The organism is Armatimonadota bacterium (assembly GCA_036504095.1).
In the GTDB taxonomy this organism is placed as follows: domain Bacteria; phylum Armatimonadota; class DTGP01; order JAKQQT01; family JAKQQT01; genus DASXUL01.
Map to the genome: position 1 here is coordinate 25047 of DASXVS010000028.1, position 10689 is coordinate 35735.

At 64.9% G+C, this 10689-nt stretch carries 7 protein-coding genes; 5 read left to right on the forward strand and 2 right to left on the reverse strand.

Annotation, left to right across the window (positions count from 1 at the left end):
* Positions 1-1635, reverse strand: a complete 1635-nt coding sequence (locus VGM51_06170; GenBank protein ID HEY3412631.1) for a phosphodiester glycosidase family protein — start codon at positions 1633-1635, stop codon at positions 1-3.
* Positions 1636-1992: 357 nt separating this feature from the next.
* Here VGM51_06170 and VGM51_06175 point away from each other — a divergent pair, with 357 nt between their 5' ends.
* From VGM51_06175 to VGM51_06195, 5 genes are all read left to right on the forward strand, one after another.
* On the forward strand, positions 1993-3321 hold the full coding sequence (locus VGM51_06175; GenBank protein HEY3412632.1) for a GGDEF domain-containing protein: 1329 nt from the start codon (positions 1993-1995) through the stop codon (positions 3319-3321).
* Between the two features lie 84 nt (positions 3322-3405).
* Positions 3406-5115, forward strand: coding sequence for a polysaccharide deacetylase family protein (locus VGM51_06180; GenBank protein HEY3412633.1), 1710 nt, complete (start codon positions 3406-3408; stop codon positions 5113-5115).
* A 191-nt stretch (positions 5116-5306) separates the two neighbouring features.
* Positions 5307-6119, forward strand: coding sequence for a hypothetical protein (locus tag VGM51_06185; protein ID HEY3412634.1), 813 nt, complete (start codon positions 5307-5309; stop codon positions 6117-6119).
* A 111-nt stretch (positions 6120-6230) separates the two neighbouring features.
* The gene (gene dnaG, locus VGM51_06190; GenBank protein HEY3412635.1) at positions 6231-8048 is read left to right on the forward strand and encodes a DNA primase; all 1818 of its coding nucleotides are present in this window, start codon (positions 6231-6233) and stop codon (positions 8046-8048) included.
* Between the two features lie 77 nt (positions 8049-8125).
* A complete protein-coding gene (locus tag VGM51_06195; GenBank protein HEY3412636.1) occupies positions 8126-9220 on the forward strand; it encodes a sigma-70 family RNA polymerase sigma factor in 1095 nt (364 codons plus the stop codon).
* An 88-nt stretch (positions 9221-9308) separates the two neighbouring features.
* Here the strand turns inward: VGM51_06195 and VGM51_06200 are convergent, their stop codons facing one another.
* Positions 9309-10394, reverse strand: a complete 1086-nt coding sequence (locus VGM51_06200; protein ID HEY3412637.1) for a glycoside hydrolase family 172 protein — start codon at positions 10392-10394, stop codon at positions 9309-9311.
* Between the last annotated feature and the right edge of the window lie 295 nt (positions 10395-10689).

Consider the following 10689-nt stretch of genomic DNA (forward strand, 5'->3'; position numbering starts at 1 on the left):
TCAGGTCGTCGGCGCGGGCCACGTTCGGGTCAGCACACCGCTCACCAGCGTGACCGCTTCCTTTTCGTCTTTCAGCCAGCCCTTCGGCACGTCGGCGCGGCCGTCCGCGCCGGTCGCCACTTCTGTTTGCGTGCCGCCGGGCTTCGTCAGTATGATCTCCTGCCCCTTCACGGGATTGTTATTCACGTCACGGATCGTGATTCGGAGCGTGCCCTCGTTCCAGGCAAGCAGCATCTTGCCGGCGGGGCCGGGCAACACGTTGTACGTGCGGTTCAGGACCACCTTGCCGGCCGGGTCCATTGCGGCGACGGTTGCGCGGCCCGGCTTGTAGCCGTACAAGCCTGCGTCCTGCCCCACAAACGCTCCGCCATTGAGAGTACCCCAGAGACCGGCCTTTAGTCCCGCGGGATGGGCCACGTTCTGTCGGGAACCGTCCGACGGGAGGTCCGAGGGCTCGCCACCCCTCGCGTCAAGGGATCCGCCCGGGGTGATCTTGAGGGAATCGTCGAACACCAGCAGCGCATCCGCCACCTTTCGCACCTGCCCATCGGATGGGCAGTTGATGACCAGGCCGCGCACGCTCAAACACGTCGATCCGCCGCCGTCCAGGTTCAGCGCGTCTACCGCGCCGAGGCCCTTCATGGCTGCGGCAAGTTCCGGAAGGCTCATACCCCGGCTCAACGCCTGCCTGCCATCCACCGCAACGATCAGCACGGTGCCGTCGTTCTTCACCCCCACGGCGCTTCGCGGGTGCCGCGTGGTGCTGAAATCCGCAGCCACGTGCTCGCGTTCCAGCTCCAAGTCTTCCTTGCCAGCGGACAGGATGATCGGCCGGCCGGAAACGGCTTCGCGAACGGCCGCCCAGTCCTTTCCACCGTCCACAATATCGGTGCGAATTCTGATCCGCTTGCCGGATGCCGCGTGGGATTTCAGCCAACCCGCGGCCGCGCCGGTACCAGTCAGGACCAGGCCCTTTTTGGGGATTGCAACCGCGCCCGCTTCATCGCTCAGTGCCGTCACCACGGCATCCATTATTGAGCCTGCGCGGGGCGTGGGCTTCGAAGCCTCCAGCACGGCAACGGTCGCGGCCTTATCCGGGGTCCTCTCACCATAGACAGGAGCAAACAGGATGAGCTCACCGTCCCCCTGCTTGCGGTTCAGGCCGTTAAGCGCGACCCTGGCGCCGTCTTCCGCCGTCACCTCCGCCTCGAACACGGGACGGCCGAAGACCGTCTTTCCCCCGATGGTCAGTCCGAAAGCGCCGCACCCGTTCGCGGGTTCGCTGACGAGTTCGCCGTTGTGGATTTCCAGGCCCAGCGGGTCACCCGTGTACGGGAAGAAATCCGCGTTGATCCCTGCCAGCGCCCCCGTGCGGAGCACCTGATGGTTCACCGCCTCCATCCCGCCGCCGGGCTCTTCCACCGTGCCGCCGCCCAGCGATGCTTCCATACGGATGCCATGCTCGGCCGGTTTGACGGACAGCACATGGATCAATTCCGGGCCACCCGGCTCCGCCGCGGAGATGACAATCTGTGTCAATTCCACTCCGTGCGCAACGCTCACCCGAGTCGTCTGCGACGCTGCGGCGGGCAGACAGAGCGCTAGCAGCCAGAGTGACAGACGGGGTCTTCGCATAACGGGCTAACTCCAGAACGGTGGTCGTGGCCGCAAACGCGGCGTTCCTTGGCCCCATCTTAGCACTTGCGACGCACGCGCGACGCGCCGCCAGGCAAGTCGGATTGGGCGCAGGCCCCGGCACGAATCCGGCGTTTGCGCTGCTTTGGGTGCTTTGCGCAGTGAATTGGATGGTATTGTGCACAATCACACGTCATATGCTCGGTCGCTAACAAAAACGCACTCCTCAGGACGACGCGTGATATCGTCTGGCGGAATCTCCAGTGAAGGCCCACCCTGTCCCCCGCCGATAATACAATGAGAACAATATCCCACCCAGATGGTAATGAACCTGCGCAGCCTCATGAGGATGCCTCTTTGAGAACAGTACGAGACGTGATGACGGCGCACACTGTTAGCGCCCGCCCCACAACCCCGGTACATAACGCCGTGCTGCTGATGCGAACCCATTCGCTCTGCGCCATGGCAGTCATCGACGACGGCCAGGTAGTCGGAGTCGTGGACGCGGCCACGTTGTTCATGTACCAGCCGGACATTATGCTCCGGGACATTATGGGGCCAAGCGTCAGCGTCGATGCCGAGGCAACCCTCTCCACCGCCGCCTCTCTCATGCGCGCACACGGTCTCGCTGAGCTCCCGGTCGTAGATAGCGATCTGTGCGGCACCGTCAAGGCGGTTGACCTGCTCGGCGCATGGGCGATGCCGGTCGATCCGCTCACCGGGCTTCCCTGGCAGGACTCTTTCCGGCTCCGGTCGTCAACCGCATTGGCATCCGGCGAGGAACTGACTCTGCTCTTCTTCGATCTCGATGATTTCGGGGCTCTGAACAAGAAGCACGGACACATCGTCGGCGACCGCGCCCTCAAGGCCGTCGCGCACGCCATCCGGTCTGCGCTGGACACCAAGCTTGACATCGGATGCCGTTTCGGCGGCGATGAATTCGTGGTCAGCACGACCCGCCCGCGCGCGGAGGCAGTCGAATGGGCGGCTTCGGTCCGCCGCGAAATCCAGGCTCTTGTCGTCGAAGGACTCGAAGGCGGAGTGGGCGTCAGCGTAGGGATCGCCGGCGGCCTGCGTCACGGCGACCGGCCCGGCACCCACGGTCCCGCAACCCTCGATGACCTCATTAACCGTGCCAGCCAGGCATCTACCGTGGCGAAAGCCACGCCGTCCCACATCATGAGCCTGGACAAGGACGTCCCGCACGCCACGCCACGCCCGCAGGAACCGGCCTTCGAGCCCCGCGCGGCGCGCATCCGCATCCGCGGGATACAGGCGGATGTCGAAGGCGCCAGGATGCAGGCGTCGGTCCGCCTTGAACTGAAGGGCGTCCTGTACAACGGCCTGCACGAGGGCGCGTCCGACGACGCCCCGGCCACTATTGCGGAAGCCGCCGCCAAAGCCCTCAGCGGCTTCCTTCCAGCCGCCCACGCCATCCATCCCTCCTCCGTGAAACTGCATACACTGGACGACGGCAGCAAAGTGGTGATGGCGATGGTCCGTATGGACAGCCCGCACGGCCGCCAGAACCTCGTCGGCGTGGCCGATGCTTCAACGGACCCGCACCACGCGGTCGTGAAAGCCATCCTGGATGCCGTGAACCGTCCGCTGGAGGCCATCACGCTCCTGTCCGCCCCCGAACTCATCGCATCCCCATCGGTCCAAACAGCCGCCTCCCGAAACTAGAAGCAGATGGCGGCGGCCCGCATTCTGAAGCCCTGCCCATGAATGCCGTTCCCAGCGGCCGGCACGCGCTACCATGAAGGTGCGATGAAAAACCGATCAACCCATTTGAGACGCGCCGCGCTCCGCGGCGCGTTGTTTGTGTGCGTGGCGTCGCTCGGGGCGGCGCGTGCCGAAGACGGCTATGCGCGCGAGACGCTGAACGGCCTGGCCTTGCTCAGGGCGGGTGATCCGGCCGGCGCGGCTGTTGCCCTGGGACGCGCGATACGGTATGACGCCAACGACCCGACGGCGTGGATCACCTTCGGCGCCGTGCTCCTCGACACGTCCAACGTAACGGCCGCCCGCGGTTGCTTCCAGCGCGCAGGACGCCTGGACCCGTCATCGCCGCACGCCCCCCTCGGCCTTGCGCTCTGCGCCATGGCCGACGGCAAGAACGGCGATCCGGCGCGCCTTCTTGCCCAGTCCGCATCCCGGGGCTCCGGCGCCGCCTCGGCCCTGGCAACCTATCTGGACGCACTAAACGGCCGGCAATTCCAGCCACCCGCCGCGAGCGGCGCGTTCTCGTCCGCTCTCACGGCGTTCGCGGCGCGAAAATCGGGCGCGGAACCCGACTGGGGGTCGGCGCTCCCACTGACCTTCGCGCCGGTCCACTGGCCCCTCACCGCGTCGTTTGACGCCAAGCGCCCTCTGGAAATCCGCTGGCAGTCCAACCCGCGAATTCAACGCCCGCCGCGCGAGCCGGTGGAAGCGGTTTCAGGCTCCTCGGTGCTGAAGGCGCCGGGCTCAAGCGCCCTGGCCACCGCCAGCTTCGACATCGACGGCTCCCTGGCGTCGTTCACAAACGTCTCGCCGTTCGAGTGGACTTGGGACACCGGCCAGTGGCCGGACGGCTGGCACTTTGTTCATGCGACCGCGGTCACCACTTCCGGGTCAACTGTAACGCGCGACCGATGGGTGGCGACCTCGAACGCGCACAAATCGCCTCCCCGCGCCTATCCGGAACTCAAGGACGTCGCGGTGCTGTTGGACCAAGCGCTTGCGGTGCAGCCCGACGTGCGTTACCTGCATTTCGCCCTGGCGAAATCCGCCCTCGCCCAGCGCAGGCCGGAGGACGCCCGTGCCCAGCTGGAGGACGTGGTCGCCGAGGACCCCCGCTATCTCGACGCTGCCCACCTCTTGCGCGGACTGTCCGCCGCGGCGCGGCCACTGGAGATATGGCGCGGCGATCGGGCGTCGAAGCGCGTGGCCCTCACGTTTGATGACGGCCCGGACCCCCGCCATACGCCGCAACTGCTCGATGTGCTCGATCGGCTCAAAATCCCGGCGACCTTTTTCGTTGTCGGGAAGCAGGCGGCCGCTTATCCGGACACCATCAAACGGATGGCGCGGGCCGGCTACGAGATCGAGAATCACACTTGGAACCACCGAAATCTGAACCGCCTGTCCGCCGCGGACGCTCTTCGCGAACTGGCCTCCACAAAGCGGCTGATCGCCGGCCTTACCGGCGCTCCCACCCGATACTTTCGCCCGCCCGGTGGCAATATCGGCAAGGCCGCCCACCTCGCCGGCCGGGCGTTGGGTCTGCCGGCAGTAATGTGGACCTTCGCCAGCGGCAAGAGCGAAGGGCTGCCCCTCGAGGATATGGTCCCGCGCTTTGTCCACGCCGCGAAACCGGGATCCATCTACCTCATTCACAACGGAACTGAGAAGATTGAGGAATTGCTGCCCCTCGTGGTCCAGGCGCTTCACGCGAGGGGATATGAGTTCGTCCGCCTCGATGCGCTGGCGCCATAGGGGGGCCGCGATAGGCGCCCGCGGCGGCCCAACGGTACGCGAAAGCGAACCAACAGGGGGTTCCTACCGTCCAATTTGATATAATGAGTGTGTGCGGGGCGCAAGGCGTGTATAATACCGTGTGCGCCCGTCTCGGTGTATGCGCGCCGATCCGGATTGAGGCCGGAACCTAATCAAGGAGAACGATTTCCATGACCGTAACACCCAAACTGGCCCTGGTGGGCTTATGCGTGGCGGCCCTTGCGGCCACCGCCGCCCCGGGCCACGCCCAGAAGAAGCGCGCGCCGCGCGCCAAGTCGCGCATCACGGTGACCACATCTCGAGTGGAGCGCTCGCTGGCCGGCGTTCGGCTGGGAACCCGCCTGAACACCCTTTTCAGGCTGTTCGGTTCGCCCTCTGAAATCCAGTTGGGCGCGGGCAACGCCTCCGGATCCGGCGATCCAAATGCCGCATTTGGAGGGACCCCCTCTCCGTTCGGTGGCGGCGGCTTCCCGACTCCGGGCGGCGTACAGACGCTGGGCGGTCCCCCGATGCCGGGAGGCTCAACCCTGCCGATGCCAGGTGGTCCCCCGATGCCCGGCGGCCCCCCGATGCCCGGAGGGATGCCCACTTTGCCGATGCCCGGCGCTACCATGGACGCTGGCGGATTCCCCGGCGCTGGTGGGGCCACGGGAACCGATGCCACGGCCAACGTACCCACCGCAACCTATGTGTATCGTAATTTCAATCACCACAAGGGCCTTGAACTCGACGTCCAGGTGGATGCAGACGGCCGCGTGATCCAGATCATCGGCACCAGTCTGAAGAGCGTTCCCGGCGTCACCACCGCCCGCGGAATCGGCTTTGGCTCGCAGTACATCTCCACCACCGCACGCTACGGCGTCCCCGAATCCATGACCATGGCCAACGCGTTCATCCAGGCGAGTTACCAGGAGAAGGCGCACGTCGCCTTCCAGTTCCTGAACCAGAAGGTCGTGCGCATCGTCATCGCCGAAGTAGACTGAGGGACTGAGCGGGGCCGGGGGCGTTGGGTCTGGGACCGGAACGGATCGTGAGCGGGCATTCAGCCCTCTTCTCCCCCCGGCTCCCAACCTCGCATCCCTGGCCCCTATCGCATGGATTCCAAGGAAGAGATCCGCAGCAGGCTCGACATCGTGGATTACATCTCCGCGTACGTGCGCCTCACAAAGAAGGGTAAGAACTACCTCGGACTCTGCCCGTTCCACAGTGAGAAGACACCGTCGTTCAACGTCAATCGCGAGCAGCAATGGTACAAATGTTTCGGCTGCGGCGAGGGCGGAGACATCTTCAAGTTCGTCATGAAGACGGACAGCCTCACCTTCCGCGAAGCCCTCGAGCGCCTTGCCGACAAGGCGGGAGTCAAGCTCGAGGACCGAGGACCGTCCGCACCCAGCGCGGATAAGAAGGAGCGCGCCCGCGCCATGCACCAGGAGGCCGCCCGCTTCTACGCGGAACGCCTCTGGAACACGCCCGCGGCCCTCGAGTATGCCCGCCAGCGCGGCCTTCGCGATGAGTCGATCCGTGATTTTGGAGTCGGATGGGCCCCTGACGAGTGGGAAGCGCTGACAGGGCACCTGGCGCATATCGGCTGGACCGGGCGCGACGTCTATGAGGCCGGTCTGGCATCTACGCGCGAAGGCTCATCCACGTATTACGACCGTTTTCGCGGACGCCTCATGTTCCCCATCTTCGACATCCAGAACCGCGTCATCGCCTTCGGCGGTCGCATCGTCGGCGACGGCGAACCCAAGTACCTGAACTCCTCCGAGTCCGCAATCTTCTACAAATCCGGAACGCTCTACGCGCTCAACTTCGCGAATAAGCCCATCACGGAGCAAGACCGCGTCCTCGTGATGGAAGGCTACATGGACGTCATCGCCGCGCATCAGGCCGGCTTCGGGATCGCCGTCGCCACGCTCGGGACATCCCTCACGCCGGAACACGTAGCGATGCTCGCCCGGAAGACGAAACACGTGATCCTCTCCTACGACGGTGATTCCGCCGGCGTAAAGGCCACGCTCCGAGCCGGCCCGATGTTCGAAGACGCCGGAATGGACCTCCGCCTCCTGATCCTGCCGGACGGGCACGACCCGGATTCCTACATCAAACAGCATGGCTCCGCCGAATTCGCGGCCCGCCTTAACGACGCCGTACCGCTGATGGACTTCCAGCTATCCAACCTCAGAGCCGGCTACGACCTCGCGACCTCCGAGGGGCGCACCGAATACGTCAATGCATGCCTGCCTGTCCTGGTCACGCTCAGAAGCAACGTAACCCGCGACCGCTATGTCCGCCACCTTGCCGAGCTCTGGGCACAGGGCGATATGTCGCGCGTCGCGTACCGCGAGGAGGACATCCGGCGCGACCTTGCTTCGCTGCAGCGCCGGAAGCTGGCGGAACAGCGCGCCAAGTGGCATTCGCCCCAGGGACAGACACCGGCCCCCGGAACCCTGACGCGTTACGAGGAACCCGCGTCCCGCCCGGAACCTGCGTCAGGAATCTCCATGGCCGAACGTGTCGTACTCCGGGCACTACTTCTCGAGCCCGAATTGGTACGTCCCTTGCACATCCAGGCAGAGGAGTTCTCTGAGGGGCCCCATCGCCAAATCGCCACGCTGGCGCTTCAGACAGAAGCCGGTGAGCCCAGCCCGCTGTCCGACGTGACGAGCCTGCCGGACGCGCTGGCCAGGATCGTCACGGAGCTCTCATTGATGGAGTCACCGCCTATTGCTGCCGTCGAAGTGGAACAGGCGATCAACAAAGTGCGCATCCGCGCAAGACAACGCCGCCTCGCCGAACTATCCGCCTACATCGATACGCTGGAGCGGCTCGATCCGAATGACCCGATGGTCCAGGAGTGGAAAACGCTCCAGACCCAGCCCAGGGCGTCGGATCCGACCCGCCTCGGTTAGCGCCACCGCGTACGCTCGGCGCTATTCGCGCCCGAATGGGGCGCCGCAGGCCCGGACCCCACTGGGAAAGGTTCACAATGCCGCGTCAGACATCGCGATTGCCGGAACTCGATTCCGCCGCCGTTCCGCCGGCTGAAGGGCCGGTGAACGGCCCCGCCCGCGATCCGCTCGATGAACGGCCGCCGATCGGCAGCGAGCGCGCACCATCCCCGGCCGAAATGGAACTCGGTGAGGAGCGCGTGTCGGTGGACAACGAACCGCTCGACGACGTTGTCCGCATGTGGCTGCGCGAGGCGGGCCGCACGCCGCTCCTCGCCATCGATGATGAGGTCACGCTCGGCAAACATATCGAACGCGGGATCCGCGCCGCGGAAGCGCTGGCGGACAAGTCTTCGAACATGACGAACTCCCAGCGCCGGACCCTGCTCCTCCTCGTCGAGCGCGGCCACGCGGCAAGGGCACACCTGACCAGCGCCAATCTGCGCCTCGTCGTTGCCCTCGCCAAACGGTATCTCAACCGCGGGCTCACATTTGGCGACCTCATCCAGGAGGGCAATATCGGCCTCCTGCGGGCTGTCGAAAAATACGACCACCGCCGCGGATACAGGTTCAGCACCTACGCCACGTGGTGGATACGCCAGGCAATCACCCGTTCCATCGCCGACCACGGGCGGACCATCCGCGTGCCGGTCCACATGATGGATTGCATCGCCCGCTTCGCCCGCGCCCAGAACCAGTTATCGCAAACCCTCGGCCGCGATCCGACAATCGAGGAAATCGCTTTCGAGCTCGAAGTGCCCGTGGACCGCGCCAAGGAAATCGCATCGATCATCCCGGAACCCATGTCGCTCGAAACGCCACTCGGCGAAGATGATGAGGCGCACCTCGGAGACTTTCTCGTTGATTCGGACGCCTCTTCGCCGATGGACATCCTCTACCGAGGCGCACGGCGAGACCAACTGGAGATGCTTCTGGAGGATGTGCTCAGCGAACGCGAGCGTCAGGTTCTTGGTCTCCGCTACGGGCTCACGGACGGCGTCTCCCATACGCTGGAGGAAGTGGGCCTGGCCGTTGGCGTCACGCGCGAGCGCATCCGCCAGATCGAGGCCCGCGCGATGAAGAAGCTTCGCCATCCCAGCCGCTCCAGCCGCCTGCGCGACATCATGGAGTGACCGCCCCATCGGCGAACGCCGATGGGGCAAGTCGTCGCCCTGAAGGGGCGCCATGTCCCGCCGCATTCACTGCTGCGCCGCTGATCGCCTAGATCACTTCCAGATAGTCGCGATCCGGAAGCGTCGGGAAAACGGCGTGCGGCTCCGCCTGATACCAGAACGCCGTGCTGCTGATGTCGTCCTGCATTGGCAGGTAACGCCCGCCCGAGCGCCATCCCAGCGCCTGGATCGTGACCTTCAAATCCTGCTCGAAGCGGATCGGGTCCATTACGTGCCATCGGTAGATGCTGAACCGCTGGTTGCACTGGTAGAGGCCGTCACCCTTGATAACTTGCGTCAAGCCCGTGAATGGCGTGCTGTAGAGGCAGTACTGCCCCTGCGGTTGCTCCCAGTCCCACGCTCCGCCGAAATAGTCCTCGGTGCCGGTTCCGCAGATGGTCGGGAACGCGCCGTCACCGTCCATATAGAACTTGATCTCGCCTTCACCCCACCAGTTGTTGTTGTTCACGCCCCACGCCAGGTACGTGCCGACGTAATGCCCCCAGCCCTTCACTCCGTCGAGGATCGTGTGCACTTCCTTGTACGGCAGCGGGTTGTTGCGACGCCATTGCGCGTGGAAATACGCCGAATCAGAAGGCACCTCGGTCAGGGTGTAGTCGACCTGATAGAAATAGCCGCCGCAGTCCTCATCCCACAGGTTCTCGATCGTGATGCGGGCGGATTTTCGGAACGGCATCTCCCAATAAGAGTTGAACCCGCCAGCCGGGTTCACGGCGATCGGCAGACTGTTTACGTTCGCCCTCTGGCACCATCCGTTGCAGAAGAAGTCGCCGATCGGCGTTTCCACGCTGGGCGTCTCTTCACCATCCCAATAGATGCGCAGCACCAGACGGCGCCACCAGTCCGGGTGCACAGTACTCCAAATATGCTGGATCGCGCCCGGGCCATCGATCTCCGCAATGGTGGCGATGGACTTCGCCGGGACGGTGATGCAGGGTGACACCTTCCAGCCCTGGCCCAGATCACGGGCGGCGCCTCTGCCTGGCGGCGGCATGGCCATTCCGCCCTTACCCTTTTCCCCTTTGAAGTTCTCCGCGCTGATGCTTCGCGTTTGCGCCTTTGAGAGCCGCGAAATACTGTGCAGGCCCATCCCAAGCCCGTTGAATCCGTCCATGCTGCGCCCCTTTGCGTGTGTGTTCTGGGAGCCCGATGGCCCCAACCAGTTTAGCAACTTGCCGCGGGCCGTATGCGGGGTGTGAACCTGAAATCGGGACCTTCCCGGTCCGCAACCCGGCATTCCTCGCGCAACGCCCCGTCCGCGCCGGACTAATCGGGTAGGCGGGGTCGTTACCGGCCCCGCCTCCCACACCACCCGGCATGCGGGTCCGCACCGGGCGGTTCACTCAGACTTAAGCGCGTGGTATCTCTCCGCGAGAGACGAGAATCCCATCTGGATGAGCTTGGCGTTA

Bases quoted from the DNA above. Each gene is read 5' to 3' on its own strand.
- VGM51_06185 (HEY3412634.1), top strand. From the start codon at position 5,307: ATGACCGTAACACCCAAACTGGCCCTGGTGGGCTTATGCGTGGCGGCC.
- dnaG (HEY3412635.1), top strand. From the start codon at position 6,231: ATGGATTCCAAGGAAGAGATCCGCAGCAGGCTCGACATCGTGGATTAC.
- VGM51_06180 (HEY3412633.1), top strand. From the start codon at position 3,406: ATGAAAAACCGATCAACCCATTTGAGACGCGCCGCGCTCCGCGGCGCG.
- VGM51_06200 (HEY3412637.1), bottom strand. From the start codon at position 10,394: ATGGACGGATTCAACGGGCTTGGGATGGGCCTGCACAGTATTTCGCGG.
- VGM51_06170 (HEY3412631.1), bottom strand. From the start codon at position 1,635: ATGCGAAGACCCCGTCTGTCACTCTGGCTGCTAGCGCTCTGTCTGCCC.
- VGM51_06195 (HEY3412636.1), top strand. From the start codon at position 8,126: ATGCCGCGTCAGACATCGCGATTGCCGGAACTCGATTCCGCCGCCGTT.